The organism is Streptococcus mitis, assembly GCF_002096755.1.
GTDB lineage: Bacteria > Bacillota > Bacilli > Lactobacillales > Streptococcaceae > Streptococcus > Streptococcus mitis_AC.
In genome coordinates this window covers 1-19,271 of the sequence record NZ_NCVF01000016.1, presented here as the reverse complement: position 1 = coordinate 19,271, position 19,271 = coordinate 1, and the positions used below count along the sequence as shown (strand labels likewise).

18 protein-coding genes, 12 tRNA genes and 1 rRNA gene are annotated in these 19,271 nt (G+C 39.3%); 7 read left to right on the top strand and 24 right to left on the bottom strand.

Going from position 1 to position 19,271, the window contains the following annotated elements; genetic code table 11:
- Positions 1-51: 51 nt before the first annotated feature.
- Both B7700_RS00795 and tgt read right to left on the bottom strand, forming a co-directional pair.
- The gene (locus B7700_RS00795) at positions 52-1,869 is read right to left on the bottom strand and encodes an acyltransferase family protein (RefSeq protein WP_084886475.1); all 1,818 of its coding nucleotides are present in this window, start codon (positions 1,867-1,869) and stop codon (positions 52-54) included.
- A gap of 100 nt (positions 1,870-1,969) precedes the next feature.
- The gene (tgt, locus tag B7700_RS00790; RefSeq protein ID WP_020903627.1) at positions 1,970-3,112 is read right to left on the bottom strand and encodes a tRNA guanosine(34) transglycosylase Tgt; all 1,143 of its coding nucleotides are present in this window, start codon (positions 3,110-3,112) and stop codon (positions 1,970-1,972) included.
- Between the two features lie 116 nt (positions 3,113-3,228).
- Between tgt and B7700_RS00785 the strand changes: the two genes are divergently transcribed.
- Positions 3,229-4,086, top strand: coding sequence for a DUF975 family protein (locus B7700_RS00785; protein ID WP_084886472.1), 858 nt, complete (start codon positions 3,229-3,231; stop codon positions 4,084-4,086).
- Between the two features lie 25 nt (positions 4,087-4,111).
- On the opposite strand, the gene pcp is transcribed toward B7700_RS00785, so the two are convergent.
- The 8 genes from pcp to B7700_RS00745 all read right to left on the bottom strand — a co-directional run bounded on the left by pcp (position 4,112) and on the right by B7700_RS00745 (position 12,156).
- Positions 4,112-4,756 (bottom strand): pyroglutamyl-peptidase I, encoded by a 645-nt coding sequence (gene pcp / locus B7700_RS00780; protein WP_078238598.1) that lies wholly within the window; start codon positions 4,754-4,756, stop codon positions 4,112-4,114.
- Between the two features lie 111 nt (positions 4,757-4,867).
- Positions 4,868-5,230 carry a DUF1304 domain-containing protein gene (locus tag B7700_RS00775; RefSeq protein WP_061864477.1) on the bottom strand — a complete coding sequence of 121 codons (363 nt, stop codon included), beginning with the start codon at positions 5,228-5,230 and terminating at the stop codon, positions 4,868-4,870.
- 10 nt (positions 5,231-5,240) lie between these two features.
- Entirely contained in the window at positions 5,241-5,564 is a 324-nt protein-coding gene (locus B7700_RS00770) for a MarR family winged helix-turn-helix transcriptional regulator (RefSeq protein WP_239822537.1), read from the bottom strand.
- Between the two features lie 421 nt (positions 5,565-5,985).
- Positions 5,986-7,188, bottom strand: coding sequence for a LysM peptidoglycan-binding domain-containing protein (locus tag B7700_RS00765; RefSeq protein ID WP_084886466.1), 1,203 nt, complete (start codon positions 7,186-7,188; stop codon positions 5,986-5,988).
- A 159-nt stretch (positions 7,189-7,347) separates the two neighbouring features.
- On the bottom strand, positions 7,348-7,974 hold the full coding sequence (locus B7700_RS00760; RefSeq protein ID WP_078238601.1) for an HAD family hydrolase: 627 nt from the start codon (positions 7,972-7,974) through the stop codon (positions 7,348-7,350).
- A gap of 3 nt (positions 7,975-7,977) precedes the next feature.
- Entirely contained in the window at positions 7,978-9,258 is a 1,281-nt protein-coding gene (locus B7700_RS00755) for an MATE family efflux transporter (RefSeq protein ID WP_000473986.1), read from the bottom strand.
- 60 nt (positions 9,259-9,318) lie between these two features.
- Positions 9,319-10,803, bottom strand: a complete 1,485-nt coding sequence (gene thrC, locus B7700_RS00750; protein WP_084886463.1) for a threonine synthase — start codon at positions 10,801-10,803, stop codon at positions 9,319-9,321.
- A 75-nt stretch (positions 10,804-10,878) separates the two neighbouring features.
- Complete coding sequence (locus B7700_RS00745; protein WP_020903672.1) at positions 10,879-12,156, bottom strand: glutamate-cysteine ligase family protein; 1,278 nt, start codon at positions 12,154-12,156, stop codon at positions 10,879-10,881.
- 210 nt (positions 12,157-12,366) lie between these two features.
- Here B7700_RS00745 and B7700_RS00740 point away from each other — a divergent pair, with 210 nt between their 5' ends.
- The gene (locus B7700_RS00740) at positions 12,367-13,623 is read left to right on the top strand and encodes an ISL3 family transposase (protein WP_049501810.1); all 1,257 of its coding nucleotides are present in this window, start codon (positions 12,367-12,369) and stop codon (positions 13,621-13,623) included.
- Positions 13,624-13,818: 195 nt separating this feature from the next.
- Here B7700_RS00740 and B7700_RS00735 read toward each other — a convergent pair whose 3' ends face one another.
- A complete protein-coding gene (locus tag B7700_RS00735; protein WP_000287814.1) occupies positions 13,819-14,265 on the bottom strand; it encodes a helix-turn-helix transcriptional regulator in 447 nt (148 codons plus the stop codon).
- Positions 14,266-14,584: 319 nt separating this feature from the next.
- On the opposite strand from B7700_RS00735, the gene B7700_RS00730 reads away from it, so the two are divergent.
- The 5 genes from B7700_RS00730 to B7700_RS00710 are packed head-to-tail and all read left to right on the top strand — an operon-like array spanning position 14,585 to position 18,075.
- Positions 14,585-15,058: a hypothetical protein gene (locus tag B7700_RS00730; RefSeq protein ID WP_000182279.1), complete on the top strand. Its 474-nt coding sequence runs from the start codon at positions 14,585-14,587 to the stop codon at positions 15,056-15,058.
- A gap of 40 nt (positions 15,059-15,098) precedes the next feature.
- Positions 15,099-16,295: a replication initiation factor domain-containing protein gene (locus B7700_RS00725; protein WP_045616578.1), complete on the top strand. Its 1,197-nt coding sequence runs from the start codon at positions 15,099-15,101 to the stop codon at positions 16,293-16,295.
- 2 nt (positions 16,296-16,297) lie between these two features.
- On the top strand, positions 16,298-16,684 hold the full coding sequence (locus tag B7700_RS00720; protein ID WP_001096843.1) for a hypothetical protein: 387 nt from the start codon (positions 16,298-16,300) through the stop codon (positions 16,682-16,684).
- Between the two features lie 59 nt (positions 16,685-16,743).
- Positions 16,744-16,938 carry a DUF3173 domain-containing protein gene (locus B7700_RS00715; protein ID WP_000598356.1) on the top strand — a complete coding sequence of 65 codons (195 nt, stop codon included), beginning with the start codon at positions 16,744-16,746 and terminating at the stop codon, positions 16,936-16,938.
- 3 nt (positions 16,939-16,941) lie between these two features.
- Complete coding sequence (locus tag B7700_RS00710; RefSeq protein WP_049510267.1) at positions 16,942-18,075, top strand: tyrosine-type recombinase/integrase; 1,134 nt, start codon at positions 16,942-16,944, stop codon at positions 18,073-18,075.
- Positions 18,076-18,149: 74 nt separating this feature from the next.
- Here the strand turns inward: B7700_RS00710 and B7700_RS00705 are convergent.
- From B7700_RS00705 to rrf, 13 genes are all read right to left on the bottom strand, one after another.
- Positions 18,150-18,233: transfer RNA gene (locus tag B7700_RS00705), tRNA-Leu, on the bottom strand.
- 9 nt (positions 18,234-18,242) lie between these two features.
- A tRNA-Gln gene (locus B7700_RS00700) sits at positions 18,243-18,314 on the bottom strand.
- Positions 18,315-18,327: 13 nt separating this feature from the next.
- Positions 18,328-18,400 (bottom strand) — tRNA-His (locus B7700_RS00695).
- Positions 18,401-18,414: 14 nt separating this feature from the next.
- Positions 18,415-18,485 (bottom strand) — tRNA-Trp (locus tag B7700_RS00690).
- Between the two features lie 4 nt (positions 18,486-18,489).
- A tRNA-Tyr gene (locus B7700_RS00685) sits at positions 18,490-18,570 on the bottom strand.
- A 12-nt stretch (positions 18,571-18,582) separates the two neighbouring features.
- Positions 18,583-18,655 (bottom strand) — tRNA-Phe (locus tag B7700_RS00680).
- Positions 18,656-18,658: 3 nt separating this feature from the next.
- Positions 18,659-18,732: transfer RNA gene (locus tag B7700_RS00675), tRNA-Met, on the bottom strand.
- A 10-nt stretch (positions 18,733-18,742) separates the two neighbouring features.
- Positions 18,743-18,832 (bottom strand) — tRNA-Ser (locus B7700_RS00670).
- A 4-nt stretch (positions 18,833-18,836) separates the two neighbouring features.
- Positions 18,837-18,908, bottom strand: a tRNA-Glu gene (locus B7700_RS00665).
- Between the two features lie 8 nt (positions 18,909-18,916).
- Positions 18,917-18,990, bottom strand: a tRNA-Ile gene (locus B7700_RS00660).
- Between the two features lie 34 nt (positions 18,991-19,024).
- Positions 19,025-19,095, bottom strand: a tRNA-Gly gene (locus B7700_RS00655).
- A gap of 5 nt (positions 19,096-19,100) precedes the next feature.
- Positions 19,101-19,173 (bottom strand) — tRNA-Val (locus B7700_RS00650).
- Positions 19,174-19,177: 4 nt separating this feature from the next.
- Positions 19,178-19,271, bottom strand: a 5S ribosomal RNA gene (rrf, locus tag B7700_RS00645); the annotation flags it as partial.

Genomic DNA, 19,271 nt, shown 5'->3' with positions numbered 1-19,271 from the left:
ATATATTTTAAAAGAGCTGGATTTCTCCAACTCTTCTCTTTTTAATACAAGTTATTTTGATTTGACTGGCTTGTCTTGAGCTGTTTGCAAGGCTGCAGCAATGGTATCTGCATACAATTTAGCTCCTGCTTCAATTTTACTATTGTCACTTCCAAAATGGACTTGGTCTGTCCCAGTCCAAATTTCTGGATGTTCCTTAGCAGCTTGATTCCAATCTGCTATCGTGATGTAAGGAGTCTTCTCTGCTAATTCTCTCATATAGGCAGCCGCCTTCTCAACGATTGCGTAAGTCTCTTTTGTCTTATCCCCCTCATAAGGAGTCACCAAAACCATATGGTGCCCCTTAGGAAGATTTTTCACGATACTATCCCAATCTTCCTTGTAATTTTCAGGATTATTTACCCCTGTTGCAATAACCACCATCTTTGGTAGAAATTTATTCTGGCTATTGTTGAGCATGATTTCATTGGCGGTCTTGGTTGTTCTGCTGACCTGCGCATTAATCTGTGCTCCAGGAAGGGCTGTCTGCAAAGCTGTATTAGCTCTTAGTGCTACCGAATCACCAATTAACATAGTGCCATCAGCAATTCCCAAACTATCAGCTTCTGCTCGTTCTGCCATCAACTTGGTCTGGCCAATATTTGTTTCAGCTTGCTTCAAACCATTGACAGTCAAATCTGTCTCAAAAGCTCCCACTTGTGGTGCCATCAAAGTCACTAAGAAGACAATAAATGCCAAGATTCCTGTACTTGCTGCAAGGATTGTGTGAATATGAGGCAGGGGACGGAGGGTTTGTATAATAGGTGTGTCCTTTCCTGCAATCCAAGGTTCCAATACATAGAATGAAAGACTGGCGAATCCATAAGAAAAAATCAAAGTTAATAACACAGCAAGAAGATTTGATGTCAACTGTGAGAAAATAATGTAGAAAGGCCAATGGAAAAGATAAACCGCATAGCTAGTATCCGCTAAAAAGCTGATAATCTTTGGCTCCTGCACGTTAGGAGTCTTTTCATGTAAGACACGCGCCGCCAGAATCATAGCAATGGCTGCAAGACTGGCAAGCAAGAAGCCCATAAGATAGGCAAAGAGATAGGTAAATTTGACAAAGAAGGTCAAAATGAGTAAGAAGCCAAAACCTCCTCCAAAAACTAAAAGGGTCTTGCGTAAATCCCAGATTTTATCCAACTGCTTAACTAGGGAAGTCGTCTGACGAACGCCTACGATAGTTGCTAACACACTTCCCAAAAAGAATGGATAGACATGAGTTAAACTGGAGAAGTAAACAGAGGAATAAGAGGTTACTAGAAAACTACCAATAAACATGGAGAAGAAGCTGATCAAGAAGGCAGCAGCAGATAAGAGAAAGACCATTCCCTTCAACTGACCATTTGATTTAGCCTGCTTAGATAAGAAGCAAACTGCCAACCCCCAGAGGATATAGTAGTGAACCTCAACAGCCAAGCTCCAATTATGAACAAACAAATGAGGAATGAACTGAGATTCATAACTCCCACCTGTTAGGATTTCATAGAAGTTGGTCATGAAGCCTAAGACACCCGCAATTTGACCCCCAATTCCAGCCACATAGTCTTGGCGAACCAAGAAAGTAAAAGGCATGGTTACCAAGACCATCAAAACCACAGGTGGAACGATACGATAAAAGCGTCTCCTAAAAAATCCAACCAAATCAATTTCATGATTTTTAGAAAATTCTTCGATGAGTAGAGCTGTAATCAGGAAACCTGAAAATGTGAAAAAGACATCTACCCCGAAAAATCCTCCAGAAAAGATTGTCTGAAAGAAATGATACAAGAGTACCAAAAGTAAACCTGTAATCCTAATCAAGGAAAACCATTTAATACGCATACGAGTTTATTCTCCCTTTCATTATACACTTTATTCTATCAAAAAAAGAAGAAAAATCCCAAGAGAAAACTTAGGATTTTTAGCTTATATCTATTCCAGTTTAAAAATTACGGCCTGATTTATTATAGCCATATTTTTCAATAAAATACTCACGGAATTCCAAGAGATTGTCATCCATGATGGCTTGTCGCACTTGCTTCATCAGGTTAAGCAAGAAGTAAAGATTGTGGTAGCTAGTCAAGCGGATACCAAAGGTTTCATCAGCCTTGAGCAGGTGACGAAGATAAGCGCGTGTATAGTTCTTACATGTGTAGCAATCACACTCAGGATCCAGTGGCGTAAAGTCCTCAGCAAACTGAGCATTTTTTACAACCAAACGACCTTGACTGGTCATACAAGTCCCATTACGAGCGATACGAGTCGGCAAGACACAATCAAACATATCCACCCCACGAATCACCCCATCAATCAAGCTATCTGGCGCTCCCACACCCATCAGATAACGAGGTTTATTTTCAGGAAGCAGTTGGGTTGTGAAGTCCAAGACAGCATTCATCTCTTCGTGGGTTTCTCCCACTGCCAAACCACCGATAGAGTAGCCTGGGAAGTCCATGCTGACAAGGTCATGAGCCGATTGTCGACGAAGGTCTTCAAATCCAGCCCCCTGCACAATCCCAAATAACCCTTGGTCATGCGGACGACGGTGAGCCTTCAAACCACGCTCAGCCCAACGACTGGTACGCTCGATTGATTTCTTAACGTAATCGTAAGGTTGATAAAACTGGGGACATTCGTCAAAGGACATCATGATATCTGAACCCAGATTGTTCTGAATAGAGATGGCTTTTTCTGGGGACAAGAACATCTTAGAACCATTGAGATGGTTTTTAAAGGTTACCCCTTCTTCTGTGATATTGCGACTATCTGCTAAGGAATAAACCTGAAAACCACCACTATCTGTCAAAATAGGCTGGTCCCAATTCATGAACTTATGGAGACCGCCTGCGCGTGCAATGAGTTCATCTCCAGGACGAAGCCAGAGATGATAGGTGTTTGACAGGATAATTCCCGACCCCATTTCCTTCAATTCTTCAGGCGACTGAGTTTTGACAGTGGCTTGTGTCCCAACTGGCATAAACATAGGTGTTGGGAAGGTACCATGGGGTGTGATGATTTCTCCCAGACGAGCTCCCGTGTGTTTTTCTTTCTTAATCAAACGATATTTGATTGGTGAATCTGACATTTTTTACCTCCGAAGCTGGGAAAGACAGTCCCAGTTCATACTTTGTGCCCAAGGGCATACTGTATGATTTTATCAAAAAAAGTAGGAACTGTCACGAACTATGGTATAATGAGAGAATGAAATACCGAAAAATTGATTTAAAAACTGTTCGTCTGCAAGCTAGACAATTTCAGGCTGAAAATCCCCGCCTCTTTCTCGTCTATCTCTTACCTAGCATGCTGGTCATCTTGTCTGGCTTCCTCAATCCCTTAGAGCGCATCAACGAGAGTGTTTTAGAACAACCCTTTTTAAGCGTGTTTGGTCATGTATTCCAAGCCTACCTTTTTCCTCTATTAGTCTCCTTTATCGGAACAATACTTCTAACCAGTTCAGTCTATACAACACTGAAACTCATCAAGAATCCTGATACAGAACTATCCGTCAAAAATAGTCTCACACTCTTTAACGAAGAGCACTTTTCACAAACCTTTTTGACTCTCCTTCTCAAACGTTTCTATCTCTTTTTATGGAGTATTCCTAGTTTGCTTGGAATTTACTTTCTTTTTTACAGTAGCTTTCTAGCAAAGAAATTCGTTGTCCTTCATCCTGAATTTCCCAATCTGGATCTCTCGTCAATTGAAACCGAGCGCTTCCTCATGACCTTTGGTCTTTACTTTCTAGCAAGTATCCTCTTGATGATTGTCGGAAATAGTCTCTATATTCCACAATACTATGCCTATTCGCAGGTAGAATTTCTCCTCTGTGACACCCTAGACTTAGGACAAGCCAAACCAGGACAAATCTTAAAAACCAGCCGTTTCCTGATGAAAGGCTACAAATTTCAGCGCTTTATTCTAGACTTACAACTCCTTCCTTGGTACGTCCTCAATTGGATTACTTTTGGGATTGCTAGTTTCTCACTCCTACCCTACATTCAAATCAATAAAATAATTTTTTACCGAGCAGTATTGGCTCGAAAACGTCCAAAAGCTTGAAGGTTGCCCCTCAAGCTTTTTTCTATCAATGAGTTTCTCCGCCTGCCAACTTGAGGTCTTGATCTCCATGTTCTATAATAGCCCCGATTGCTGCTTCTATCCCTCGCATAATGTCCACTAAACTCATAGCTGGGGTAGTCGGTCGATTCACCACCTGTTCCATCATATAAGGAATATGCATAAAACCTGCCTTAACATGGGGAAATTTCTTTTCTACCAAATAGAGGGCCTGATACATCAAATGATTGCAGACAAAAGTCCCTGCCGTATTGGAAACAGAGGCCGGCAAGCCTTCTTTTTTTATAGCTTGAACCATCGCTTTAATCGGCAGACTACTAAAGTAGGCCGAAGCACCATCCGCTCGAATGGGAAGGTCAATCGGCTGATTGCCTTCGTTATCAGGAATGCGTGCATCGTCTTGATTAATGGCTACTCGTTCAGGCGTCAAGCTAGATCTTCCACCTGCTTGGCCAATACAAAGGACAAAGTCAGGTTGATAACGACTCATCTCTTCTTCCAACACTTGGGCCGATTGGTGAAAGACTGTTGGCACTTCTAACCAACGGACCTCAGCACCATGGATTTCAGCTGGTAAACCTTTAATGGCCTCCAAAGCTGGATTGACTTTTTCCCCTCCAAAGGGCTCAAAACCTGTCACTAATACTTTCATTTCTAACTCCTCAAAACCAATTCAATGAGACTTTTTCTTAAAAACAAGTATAACATATTTCCCTTATTCTGGAGTGAAAAGGACTAGCGAGACTTTGATAGACCTTTGAGCTTATTTAAAGAGGAAAATACTAATCAAGGCCAAAATAGCTGGTCCACCTTGCTTCAAAATAATTTTCTTATCTGCTGTCAGAGAGCCATAAGCCGCAGCCCCAATCACAAATAAAACAAAAATAGTCACAATTTCTAAATTCTGTGAGAAATAAATTCCATACAAGAGAAAGACTCCTAGTAGAGCATTATAAATCCCTTGATTTTTAAACAGTGAACTTACAGACGGACGAGCTAGTTCTTCCTTTTCCATGTTAAAGACTCGACTGGTTGCATCTGATTGCGTTGCAATACTTTCCAAATAAAAAATGTAAAAATGCTCCAAAGCAACGATCGTTGCTAGAATGATTGTCATAATTGACATATTTTTCTCCTTAAATCTCTATATTCTCAATACCCAAAACCAATTTATTTAATAAACGGCTGAGTTCTGTTCTCTCAGAATCTGTTAAGATACTTTCCATCGCCTCCTTAACCTTGATATGCGTCAGAGGGGGATTCACCACTAACTGCTCCTTGGCATACTTCGTAGCCTCTACCAACACTTCCCGCTGATTTTCAGAATTGCGATGACGCTCGACCAAACCTTCCTTTTCTAAAATCTTAAAATGCCGGGTTAAAGCAGCTTGATCAATTTTCAAACGCTCCTGAACCGCCATTTGATTACAAGGAGAATTCTCCAGCAAAAAAAGTAACATCTGATACCGTGTCAAACTAATCCCAAGCCTTTTTTCAAACAATTGCGTGCTCGCTTGCTCAGACAAGCGGAGTTGCTACAGTAAATCTTGAATCTCTAGCATTTCTTCCTCTTTTCTATTGATTTATCAATAGTTGACTAATCAAGTATAATACAAAGTAAAATAGATTGTAAGAATATTGCTTAAAGCATTACAAAATGGTAACTTCCATTTTCCATTCATATTGATACTCAATGAAAATCAAAGAGCAAACTAGGAAGCTAGCCGCAGGTTGCTCAAAGCACAGCTTTGAGGTTGCAGATAAAACTAACGTGGTTTGCATTTAATTTTCGAAGAGTATGACAAAGAAAAAACGAACGAGACTCGCTTCCTATCATGAAAGCTAGATCTCATTCGTAAAAATAATATTACCAAGTCTGGTTTATCCATTCATTGAAACGTGAACGTGATCATAGTGATTTTCTGTCACGCTACCACGGTCTGGCATTGGGTTCCAAGTATTAGCTGGCCCATATTTGCTATCGAATGGAGCATAGAAACGTTGTTTCCAAATAATGTAACTAATTCCACGGCTGGCCATGTTTTGAATAGCGTATTCCGCAATCTTATCCCCTAATTCTGAGCTTTCTGGTACCATAAAGTCGATAGCCAAACCTTTTCCGTGATCTCCACTGTCTCCTGGACGGTAACCACTAAAGGATGTGATGCCAAACAAGTTAGCAATTTCTTCTTTAAAGGCCGCTGTTTGTGGTTGAAGGCCTGCATTTTCAGATTTCGCTACCGCAAGTCCAGCATAATCGGGCGCTGCTGGAGCTGCGTAAGTTGTTGAAACTGTTTTCTTCTCTTCTGGTTGATAAGTAGAAACTGCTGTTGTAGCTTCATTTGATGAGGCTTCTTTTAATTCTTCTGAACTTGTTGCAGTTGTTTCGATTGCTGTTTCTTCTGTTGGAGTTGTAGTTTCTTCCACTGTTGAAACAGCTTGAGGGCTGGCTTGTGTTTCCTCTTTCTCAGCTGGAATTGTTGCCTGAGGAGTTGCCTCTGCAACTGCATTGCTTGTCTCGGCTGTTTGCTCCTCTGACGTTGAAGTATTTGTAGATGGTGCTACTTCTTCTACAGTAGCAACTGTCTCTGCAACTTCTGAATTTGTTGCTACTTCTTTTGTACTTGTAGTTTCTACCGCTTTTGGCGCTTCTGCAATCGGTTGAGAAAGGTCTGCAACCTGAACAGTTTGATCATCTACGGTCACTTGATTGGTTGTCAAATCTGCTGTCGCAGTTGTCACCTCTTCACTAGAAGCCGCTTGAGGTGTTTGGATTTCAACTTCTGTTACTTCTTCTGCTTCATTGACGGTCGTTGTCAAAACAGTTTCTGGGAAAATCAAGTCCATATTAGTGATTTTATTCAAATTCGCAAGAACTGTGACATCTACACCCAAGGCTTCTGCAATGGTGCTCAAGGTATCACCATACTGAACGGTATAACTTGTTTTGTTGTCCGTTTTAGTCAAATCGTTTTGGATTTGCTCAACACTACGTGCAGTCCAAAGAACTTCTTCTGCTTGAGTTGCCAATACTGGGGCAAATGACAAGGCTACTGTTGAAGCTAATAATATTCTTTTCTTCATTCTTTCCTATTCCTTTCAAATGAGTACCTGTCTATCATAACACAAAAAATGCAGAAAAAAAGCCCTCTCGGGCCTATTTAACAGAACTGTCTATTCCTTGTAACAAACTTGGTTACTTGAAATAGTTTGTTAGGTCTCTGTCACAAAACTGACACAATCTTATCGTTCCCAATCCCCAAAAATATAAGGAATATCTGCTAACCCTTGAATCCTATGATTTCCTTCATAAGTCGACTCTAAAAAGTTGATACTTTGAATCCCACTATTCTGGGCAAATTCCACATCCAGAGTCCGATCCCCTATATAATAGGTCTTCTCAGAATCCAACTGATACTTGCCTAACAGATAGTTAGCCGCTTCTGGACTTGGCTTCCGCACAAAACCACTCTGACTGGTTAAAATCTCTGTAAAATAAGATTCCAAACCCAAGTCTCTGAGAATGGTACGAGCATTGTCTCCCTTATGAGTGTAAACAAACTGCTGAATTCCTGATTCCTCTGCCCAAGCTAGCACATCACGCGCACCTGGCATCAAAACTACCTGAGCATTCTTCTCAGCCAAACTCTGGGCACGCACCTGATTTAGCATTTCCACATCCAGCTTTCTCTCTTCTGCCACCTGCACAAATAAATCTTGAACAGAATACTTGAGAATAAACTCTCTCACCTTCTCCTTATCATAAGGAATAGCAAACTGACCAAAAGTCTCCTCAATCCCTGACAAAATTGCTTCGTAAGAGTCCAATAAAGTCCCGTCTAAATCCCAAATAAAAGCTGTTTTTTGCATTTCCTATCCTTTCAAGCTCATATAACGCTGGTAACGGTAACGTAGAAATAACCAACGAAAACCATTATCCAAAAGGGTTCCGGCCCAAATACCGGGCAAGCCCCAACCAAGCACAATCCCCATCAGATATCCTGTTCCAATGCGGATACACCACATTCCTATACTTGTCGCATAAAAGGGAAGCCGAGCATTGCCCAAACCCTGCCAGACTGCTGTATAGATGACTGTTCCTATCGTCATAGGAGTACCAAGTAGTGAAAAAAGTGTCACTAAAACACTAGCCTCCACCGCTAAAGAATCAGTCGTATAGAGATGAGTGAGTGGTATACCCAAAGCATAGATACTGAAGGTCAAGGGGAACATGAGGACCAGAGAAAGCCAAAAGGTTTGCTTGCTCAAATTAGCTACTCTTTCCCAATTATCCTCTCCAACTGCTCGGGCCACCAGCATGACCGTTGCCGTAGCGACGCCAAAGGCAGGCATATAGTTAAACTGGGTCAAGACTTCTCCGACTGCATTCCCAGCAACTGCCTCCGTTCCAAAAGACACAACCAAGGCAATGATCACGACATCACCAGCCCGCATCATAAGCCGCTCTCCAGCTGCTGGCAAAGCTAAGGTCAATAGTTTCTTATCTAAACCAAAAGTCGGTTTCTCAAAAGGCAACTTTAATTGCGACCATAAAATCACAAGACCTACCAAACGAGACAGAATTGTCCCCCAAGCAACACCAGCTATCCCCATATCCAGAATAAAAATAGCTAGACTTGAAAAAAGAATATTCAAGGCATTGGATAAAAGACTCACATAGAGAGGCAAACGTGGATTATGCGTTGCACGAATCAAAGCACCCAGACTCGTCATGAACCCCAAAAGAACAATCGATCCGCCTACCAAGGATAGATAGAGTCCGCCACTCTCAGCTACATCTCTCTCCGTTCCCAAGAGTCCAATCATCTCTTGCCCAGCGAAGATAGACAAAGCTCCTAAAATGAAACTTAATAGTAAAGTAATTTTTAACGCCTCAGTCACATGATAGGCTAGCTTAGACTGATCCTTCTGCCCCAAACTTTTTGAAATAACACTGGAAATAGCAGCTCCCAGAGCGATGAAAATCGCCTGGTAAATCGTGATAATATTGCCAGCTACTGATACACCCGAAATAGCTATCAAGCCCAAGTGGGCTACCAAGTAACTATCCACCATCCCCATGAGCATCTGCAAAAAGTTTTCGCCCATAGCTGGCAAGGCAATATTAAGAATATCTTTATTTTTCTTAAACAATCCTTCCTCCTGATGAAAAGAAACTCAGTTGGTTTCCCAACCGAGTTTACTCCCTCTATCTTAAAGTCCTAGATAAGCCTCAACCGCTACTTGCATGTCTGTTGCTGCAACAGTTGTCTTATGACGAACAGGAGCTGTTTCAAGCCCATCAACTGCTGGCGGCACTGCCACTCCTGAAATATCATGTAATTGAGCCAAGGCTTCAAAGTCGCCAAGCCCTGATTTTCCAGTTACAGCTTCTACTGCAACCACTGGGAACTTGTATGGACTCGCTGTTGAAGCAATCACTGTCTTAGTCACATCGCCAGTAGCCGCTTGGTATTTCTTATAAACTGCCGAGGCAACCGCCGTATGTGGATCCTCGATATAAGAATCTGCCTCATAAACACGCTTGATTTCTGCTGCCGTTTCTTCCTCAGTCGCATATTCAGCTGCAAAGAGGTCCAAAATCTCTGCATCAAAGTCTGTCAACTCATATTGTCCTTGCTTGTTCAAGGCATTCATAAGTTCAGCTGTTTTAACCGCATCATTACCTAAAAGATGGAAAATCAAACGCTCCAAGTTTGAAGATACCAAAATATCCATAGATGGACTAGTAGTCACTTTAAACTCACGTTTCTTGTCGTAAACACGTGTCTTGAAAAAGTCTGTCAAAACATTGTTGTCATTTGAAGCACAGATTAATTTGCCAACTGGTAGACCAATTTGCTTAGCATAAAAGGCAGCCAAGATATTTCCAAAATTTCCTGTTGGTACTGTGAAGTTGACCTTATCACCAGCCACAATCTCACCAGTCTTAACCAACTGAGCATAGGCATAAACATAATAAACAATCTGTGGCACCAAACGACCGATATTCATAGAGTTGGCAGATGAAAATTGCAGTTTATTGGTAGCCAACTTTTCACGAAGGGCTACATCGTTAAACATATGCTTCACATTTGTTTGAGCATCATCAAAGTTACCATCAATAGCGATAACATGAGTATTATCACCAGTCTGAGTAGTCATTTGCAACTCTTGAACCTTGCTGACACCATCCTTTGGATAAAAGACGATAATCTCAGTTCCAGGCACATCCGCAAACCCTGCCATAGCAGCTTTCCCAGTATCACCAGATGTCGCTGTTAAGATGACAATCTTGTTCTCCAAACCATGCTTCTTAGCAGCTGTTGTCATAAAGTATGGCAAAATAGACAAGGCCATATCCTTAAAAGCAATTGTTGAACCATGGAACAGTTCCAAATTGTATTGGCCGTCTAATTTCACCAAAGGCGCTATAGCTGGAATATCAAACTTGCTATCGTAGGCATTGTTGATACAGTAGTCCAACTCCTCAGCTGTAAAGTCATCTAAAAATGCTGACAAAACTAACTTAGCAACTTCCTGGTAAGAAGCATCTTTCAATTTGTCAAAGTCCAAATCTACCTTTGGATAAGTAAGCGGTGCAAACAAACCACCATCCGTCGCCAAACCTTGCAAAATAGCTTGGCTAGCAGTTACTGTATTGTTGGCATCACGCGTTGATTGATAAACTAATGTCATTACTCTCTATCCTTTATCTATAGTCTCATCCATTATATCATGATTTTTCAGAAAATTCTCCTTTTATAAGAGAAATTATAGGCCCAATTCTTCTTTCAAAGGCTGTAAATAGCTTGTTTCTTGCTTATTTCTCATCTCCAGTCCTTCGCAAGCTAGCAGGAGTATGTGTTTGGAAAATTCAATAATCGCAGTTTCTTCCTCATTTGTAAGCTTTTTCTTAGAAAATTGTCGTCTTAAAAACTTGTAATTTCGCCCAAATTCTTTAAAGAAAGTCGCTGTTTCTAAGTAAGCTTCTAACTTATCTAAATTAACCAACAATCCTAAGTGAAAAGCTGCAGAAGCGAAGGTTCTCTCTAGAGGTTGAGTACACACACTACGAAACTCAACTGTACCCCGAGTCGTTAAGTCTTGGTACTGATAACTACGATGAGTTTCAAAATCCTTCTCTTGAGGGTAAATAAGAATCTCATCCCCATTAAGAGCATATGCTTGGATTTCAGTTGTAGCCAAATAGTCCCTTGCCTGAATCGGATAAAAATAATAGGTTTGCCCATCGCGTTCCGCAGTAAAAATTGCAGAATGATCTAGATAATCAAAAAAATCATCCTCATCTTTAAAGAGCCTAGCATTGACACCAACATTCTCTGGATATATACCATGCATCGATTCTTCCCAGAAAATATCCCTTGAAATTTTCGTATCCCAATTCTCACCTGAAAACTCAGAATTGGCAAGTAAATAAGCCTTAGCCCCTTCAATTTGGGTAAAAGCATTAATCACTCGTAAGTAGTTAGACTTTGAAACATCCAACTGAACCTGACTCCCACAGATAAAAGCACCATATTCAGGGAAATGATGCAAGTCTGATTCAGCCATATTTCTACTCAAATTCAAATAGTCCACTAACATCTGATAACGTGGATAAGCAACTGGAGTATTCTCATTTTTATTCCAGTTGGGATGAATACCGCAGCCAACGATAGCATGATTGGATTCGCCTAATTTTCTCTGAATTACATCCATATAATTATTAAAACGATTTTCGACCTCTTGAATTGTTTCAGCCTTACCAAATGCAAACTCAATCGTAGTATAGGAAACTTCAAATAAAATAACATCCTGACTTGCTGGCTCCACTAACTGAATAGGAGTCCCAAAATCATCAACCTTTTCGACAGTAAAATCCAAAGCAGAAACTAAATATCGGAATAAGTACTTGATAACTTCAACATCTGTAGCATCCCCTTCCAAGTTTACAACAGGATATTCCAGCTCAATCCCGACAAACAATTCAGGATTTTCTTTAATATTTTTCAAATACCGATGTTTTAATAAATCGATAGAACGAGACATACTTCCCTACACTTTCATAATCTAAATAAAATTTGAATAACTATTATTATACCAAAAATAATATAAAAAAGGAACGAAGATTTACAGGCTCTATAATATTTGTAGTGGGTAAATCTCCTATAAATATTATGGAGCCTATTTTTGTGTAGAAAAAAAGTCCCATATGACCTATAATGAAAAGCGACGAAACAACTCATTAGAAAGATTCATATGGAACCATTACATTTTATCATAAAACTGCTCGATATCAAAGACCCTAATGTCCAAATTATGGATGTTGTTAATAGAGATACCCACAAGGAAATCATCGCTAAACTGGATTATGAGGCCCCATCTTGTCCTGAATGTGGAAGTCAAATGAAGAAATATGACTTCCAAAAACCATCGAAAATTCCTTACCTTGAAACAACTGGTATGCCTACCAGAATCCTCCTTAAAAAGCGTCGTTTCAAGTGCTATCATTGCTCTAAAATGATGGTCTCACAGACCTCTCTCGTCGAGAAAAATCACCAAATTCCTCGTATTATCAACCAAAAAATTGCGCAAAAATTGATTGAAAAAACTTCTATGACCGATATCGCTCATCAACTGGCTATTTCAACTTCAACTGTCATTCGCAAGCTTAATGACTTCCGTTTTAAGCATGATTTTTCTCGTCTTCCAGAGATTATGTCTTGGGACGAGTATGCCTTTACCAAGGGAAAGATGAGTTTCATTGCACAAGATTTTGATAATCTTAACATCATCACTGTTCTTGAAGGCAGAACACAGGCTATCATACGAAATCACTTTCTGCGCTACGAGCGAGCTGTTCGTTGTCAGGTGAAAATCATTACGATGGATATGTTTAGTCCCTACTATGCCTTAGCTAAACAGCTTTTCCCATGTGCTAAAATCGTTCTCGACCGCTTTCACATTGTCCAACATCTCAGCCGTGCTATGAGTCGTGTCCGTGTCCAAATCATGAATCAATTTGAGCGAAAATCTCATGAATACAAAGCCATCAAGCGCTACTGGAAGCTCATACAGCAGGATAGTCGTAAACTCAGTGATAAACGTTTTTATCGCCCTACTTTTCGCATGCACTTAACAAATAAAGAAATTCTAGACAAGCTTTTGAGCTATTCAGAAGACTTGAAACACCACTACAATCTCTATCAACTCTTGCTTTTTCACTTTCAGAACAAGGAACCTGTCAAATTCTTCGGACTTATTGAGGACAATCTAAAGCAGGTTCATCCTCTTTTTCAGACTGTCTTTAAAACCTTCCTCAAGGATAAAGAAAAGATTGTCAACGCCCTTCAACTACCCTATTCCAACGCCAAATTGGAAGCGACCAATAATCTCATCAAACTTATCAAGCGAAATGCCTTTGGTTTTCGGAACTTTGAAAACTTCAAAAAACGGATTTTTATCGCTCTCAATATCAAAAAAGAAAGGACGAAATGTGTCCTTTCTCGATCTTAGCTTTTCTTCAACCCACTACAGTTGACAAAGAGCCAAACCGGCTCTATACTATTTGTAGTGGGTAAATCCCCTATGGATATTATGGAGCCTATTTTGTTGTAGAAAAAAAGTTCCATAAGAACTATAATGAAAAGCTAGAATTCTGTCAATATTTTGGACACATTTTGGGAGGGAATTTTGAAGACTAGCGTCCTCCTAATTTTCCCAATAAGTTTTAACTTCTTCAAAAATCTTATTCAAAAGTTCTGCATCTTTTTCTGACAACTGATTTTTTTCTATAACTCTATCTTTTAGTTCTGTTGCCTTTATTTTATTTCTTGCCACCGAAACTGCTATTGAATGTTTCAAAATATCAAACTCATCCTTTGAAAAGTTTGCAATATTGGTAAGATCTAATTGTTCTAGAGGTAAACTACTGATAATTGAATAAGGTTTTTGTCCCAGCAAATAATCTGTAGTAGTCCCAAAGATATTTGCTAATTTCACAACGAATTCTAATCCTGGTTCTAACGTTCCATTCTCCCACCGAGAATATGTCCCTTGTTGAACTCCAATTAATTCCGATATTTGTACTTGAGTTAACTTTTTTGATTTTCTGAGAGTTTTTAACCTCTCTGAAAATTTATAATCCTCTGTATACATAATTCTCCTATAGATATTCTTATTCGTATATTTTAGCTTGACAAAATATTCTAAACGGTATAAAATAGAATTATTCCATAAGGAATATTTATTTTGAGATTGAATATTCCATTGAGAATATTATAGCATAAAAGGAGGTAAAAGCGTATGTAACTAGTAGTCGATTTAAAAAATTTTAATAAAGGAGGTAGGATTCGACAAAATAAAAAATCTTGAAACAAATGTGCCGTTCGTTCCAAGATCAAAACATATTATGTAACAATTATACCACAGAAAACTCTTCAGTTGCACAAGAAAATTTCGGAGGTTTCACAAAAAGATGACCAATAAAGAGTTAGTCAATCAAATTTCTGGCCTAAACTCTACCTCTACTCTTAAAAATTGGATTCAACTGATTAAAGAGATAAGTGGCAAGGAATTTAAGAAAATTAAAGTTCCTATCAGTAGAAATCCCAGAACTCATCAATTAAGTTATACAGTTGCCTATGATTTTACAGACGAAGACCTTAGACAATTTCAAAAGTTAGCTAAACTAAAACTTGAAATAGGTCTAAAAGAGGCTATACAAGCCGTATTTGGGAGTCTAGCAGACAATGAACATGAATCCCTAAACCAAGTAATAGATGAGCTCTACGATGAACTGAGCGCCTTAAAACAGGAATTTAAGCGAGAAATGCGACTGATAAAAATTGAGAATTCCAACCTAAAAAAGAAAATCCAAGATATTGAAGAGTCGATGCAAACCGGCTTACTAGGGTTTGTTAACAAGAGGTCAAAAAATAGGTTCGGCTAATAGCGAGTTTTCGGCTGAGCCATGAGGCAGAAAGCCGAAAATGAGCGTAGATGCGGACGGACCATTTTTGACCGATAGGGTGTGTAGTAACACCACCCTCTGCAAGTTAGGTGTACCATCGAAAGAATTCAGTATTTCCAAGGGTTTCGGAGATTTTAAGGGTGGCAAAATTAAGCAAAAAGTTGAATCAAAATCTATGGCAAAAAATGAACATTTACGTTCTGTATTTGACTGGATTCAAATTCAGTTTGATAAGACTGAATTTTCGCCAAGAGAAATAATCGAAGACATTCTATTTCTTGACTATGACCTATTTATTGAGAATAAAGGGAGCCTTAAATACTATAACTATGATAGCCAGCTTCATTATGGGAATATCCGTATCTACTATGGAGCGAAAGAGTCGTCCTACATGCTTGTCATGTCAGGACAGGCACTCGAGTTCTATAGAGATATGGTATTAGATCCAAATAGTCTGTCCGAAAGACAGTTTTTGAACAACCTCTACTACAATTACAATCATTTTTCAGTAAGACGAATTGATATTGCAATAGATGATTTTAATGAAACACCCTATTTCACTCCTAATCAGCTTCTAAAGATTTGTCAGAAGAAACGCTTTATATATGGAAAAAGCACCTACTACAATACCTACGGAGATGAAACAATCGGCCAGACCTTATATTTGAGAAAACCCAATGATGACGAAAGACTTAGAATTTACGATAAACGCTTAGAACGAGCTGAGAAGCTCGGTATCAGCAAGCGGTATATAGAAAATTGGATAAGAACTGAGTTAGAACTTAGGAAAGAAAAAGCTCACTACTTCATTCAAGAATGGTTGCATTCAGAAATAGATCTTCTCAACTTTACCAAGGGATATCTCAAAGAAAAAGTGAGGTTCTATAGTGATAGCTATTTCTCAAAACCTTTGAGATCTTGGGAAAAGTTTTTAGGCCATTCAAAACCCGTCTCTATCATTATTTCAAAATCAAAAACAGAACTAGAACAAAAATTAGAATGGTTTACCTATAAAGGTTCAGGAGCTATTCTAAAAGCGTATAAATTTCTATACGACAATAACTTACTGCATGAGTATGAGAAAGCTAACTATCTCGCACTCAACAATATGGAATATCCACCAGATTTAGCAAGTGGATTAATAGAAAGAGCAATACTCTTTAAACGAGAGGATTTGATCCCTACAATCAAAGAAAATATTAAAAGGAGAAATTAACTATGGCAAAAATGCTTTCACAAAATGACTGGAATTTTAATAACATTGGAACAAAATTTGAATTGGATGAAGTCATTCCAAAATTTGAAACGGAAGTCCGAGCAGATGCAAACGGAGAAATTATCAAAAACCGAGATGGTAGCGAAAGACGTTTTAATACCGATAAAATCATTGGTTGGAAATACAATGTAACAATCAAGGATGGACAATTCAAAAAGAAATCAACCCAAGTCTCAGTAGACAATCCAGATGCCTTGGTTGATAATGACTATATCCAAGCAATGGATGAAGTACCAGTTACATTTGACAATTTACAAGCTACTATGATTAGCACGACAATGTATTACAAGGCTGATGCTATCCATTTAGTAGATGTAAAACAAAAATAAGTAAAATACAAGGGGAGTTAATCCTCCCCTTAGTTAATCTAATTAGAAAAGGAGATCACATGATTAAAACTGTAACAAAAGATGACCTTATCGAACTTGGATTTGCTCCAGGAACTGCAAGAAAGATTATCCATACCGGCAAATTACTATTAGTGAATCGTGGTTTTAACATCTATGATAACAAACGTATTGGTACAATTCCAGCCAGTGTCGCTGAAGAACTATTAGGAATTGAACTCCAGAAAGAAGCATAATGAATGACTATTCGTAAAACTAAAAGTGGTAAATGGACCGTTGATGTTTCTAATGGATTCCACCCAGTCACACAAAAAAGAATACGTATCATTCGGAAAGGATTAAAATCTAAAAAGGAAGCCCTAGAGCTAGAACAACATATTCGAATTGTAGAATTGAAAGAAAAACAATTTGACTTTGTAGTGACAACAGATATGTTATTCGACTTACTTGAAGAAGATGATCTGAAAAATGGCAGAAAAATAAGCTATACAAGTACACAAAGAAACAATTATGAGCGTCATATTAAGCCTTATTTTAAAGATACAAATTTAAATAAATTAACGTATGACCATATATTCGAATTTCGTGAATACCTAAAAACAAAACCTAAAAAACAAAATGAAAATGAAACATTAAGTTACAATACAATTAATAAAATTCTAATTCTACTTAAAAAAATTTTTGATACTGGTATAAGAAAATCCCTCATTGATAAAAATCCTGTTGAGAATCTGAGAAAATTACCAATTAGGAAGCCTAATATCAAATTTTGGAGTATAGAAGAATTCACGAGATTTAGAGAACTTATTCAAGATGATGAAATAAGCTATGACCTGTTTTTCGTGATTGCTTTCTTTACTGGGATGAGAATGGGAGAAATCCTCGCATTGAACTGGAATGATATAGATCTTTTAACAAATACAATATACGTTACCAAAACGGTATACTTTGTCAATAATACAAGCTACATTAATACAACAAAAACACGATCAGGAACTAGAAATATAACAATAAATCAGAAATTAGCAGAAATGCTAATAGATTGGAAAGTAAAACAAAAAGAAAAACTTGAGGAATTTACGAAAAATACTGAAGAACTACAAATAATACAGAGTACGCCAATAACAATTACAAAAAATATGATTGATAAGAAGTTTAAGCAAATACTAGAAAGGGATAAAGATTTAAAGAAAATAAGAATTCATGATTTGAGACACTCTCATGCATCATTACTTATAAATCAAGGAGAAGATTATCTTGTTGTCAAAGAAAGATTAGGACACGCATCCATTACAACAACAATTGATACTTATTCTCATTTGTACCCTAGCAAACAGAAAACATTGGCTAATAAACTTGATGATTTATTTTAAAATGGAAAAAATTGGTAACTCGACACACAACAAAGAAAAAAAGACAAGGTCCGAAAACCTTGTCTTTAATACTATACCGGCGGCCGGGGTCGAACCGGCACGTCCTTGCGGACACTGGATTTTGAGTCCAGCGCGTCTGCCAATTCCGCCACGCCGGCAAATAGTAACTGGGGTAGCTGGATTCGAACCAACGCATGAGGGAGTCAAAGTCCCTTGCCTTACCGCTTGGCTATACCCCAATAATATAAAATAGGCGAGTGATGGGGATCGAACCCACGCATGCCAGAGCCACAATCTGGTGTGTTAACCACTTCACCACACCCGCCATAATTCTATTAACACGGGCAGTAGGAATTGAACCCACACTGAAGGTTTTGGAGACCTTAGTTCTACCTTTAAACTATGCCCGTAAAATGGAAGGGGAGGGATTCGAACCCCCGAACCCGAAGGAGCGGATTTACAGTCCGCCGCGTTTAGCCTCTTCGCTACCCTTCCAAAATATATAAATGGCGCGAGACGGAATCGAACCGCCGACACATGGAGCTTCAATCCATTGCTCTACCAACTGAGCTACCGAGCCTTATTGCGGGAGCAGGATTTGAACCTACGACCTTCGGGTTATGAGCCCGACGAGCTACCGAGCTGCTCCATCCCGCGTTAATAGAAAAGGAGGATGTGGGATTCGAACCCACGCACGCTTTTACACGCCTGACGGTTTTCAAGACCGTTCCCTTCAGCCGGACTTGGGTAATCCTCCAAAATAGTCCGTACGGGATTCGAACCCGTGTTACCGCCGTGAAAAGGCGGTGTCTTAACCCCTTGACCAACGGACCAAACTTTATGGGCACGAGTGGACTCGAACCACCGACCTCACGCTTATCAGGCGTGCGCTCTAACCACCTGAGCTACGCGCCCAAGTTAAAAAACTTGGTAATTGAACAAAGTTCAAAGCGGGTGACGAGAATCGAACTCGCGACAACAGCTTGGAAGGCTGTAGTTTTACCACTAAACTACACCCGCTTAAATGGGAGTTAACGGGATCGAACCGCTGACCCTCTGCTTGTAAGGCAGATGCTCTCCCAGCTGAGCTAAACTCCCTAGAGCTAAGCGACTTCCATATCTCACAGGGGGCAACCCCCAACTACTTCCGGCGTTCTAGGGCTTAACTTCTGTGTTCGGCATGGGTACAGGTGTAT